A 584-nucleotide genomic window follows, 5' to 3' on the forward strand; every position below is an offset into this window, starting at 1 on the left:
TGGCCAACCTCCGAGGTTCCGAGGACGACAACCCGGGCCACCATGATACTTCAGTGTTTGCGCAACCTTTAAAGTCGGGTGCCGCGGCCGGCACCGCTGGGCCGACCAGGGGACTTGCCCGGGTGAATCCTGCGGGACGCGTTCCGCCCGTTCCGTCCCACCCGAAGTTCCGCACCGCGTCACCCGACCGCGCGGACGCGTTCACCGACGCCTCGTAACGTCGCGGCGCCCGCTAAGGGCGCGTGCGCAGGCATTCGGGTCCTTCGCGCGCCGAGGGTTCGAGGAGAACCGCGGTGAGAGTGACTTGGAAGACCGCCACGGTGCTGGCCCTGTCGGGCGGGCTCCTGGCGGGTGCGGGGATCACGGCGAACGTCGCGCTGGCCGACCGCGGCGACCGCGGCGGCGACGTCCGCAACGTCATCTACCTGCTCGGCGACGGCATGGGGCGCACCCACGTCACCGCCGCGCGCGAGCGCTTCTACGGCGCCGACGGCAAGCTCAACATGGAGCGGATGCCGTTCACCGGCGCGGTCTCCACGTATGCGGTGGAGAAGGGGACGAAGACCCCCGCGCTGGTGACGGAC

Annotated in this window: 1 protein-coding gene; it reads left to right on the plus strand. The window is 70.5% G+C overall.

Annotation, left to right across the window (positions count from 1 at the left end):
- Positions 1-293 precede the first annotated feature (293 nt).
- Positions 294-584 (plus strand): alkaline phosphatase (locus AC1DSF_RS30595; RefSeq protein WP_478184069.1); only part of this gene is annotated, 291 nt, incomplete at its 3' end.

Source organism: Variovorax sp. 01N429 (assembly GCF_056399425.1).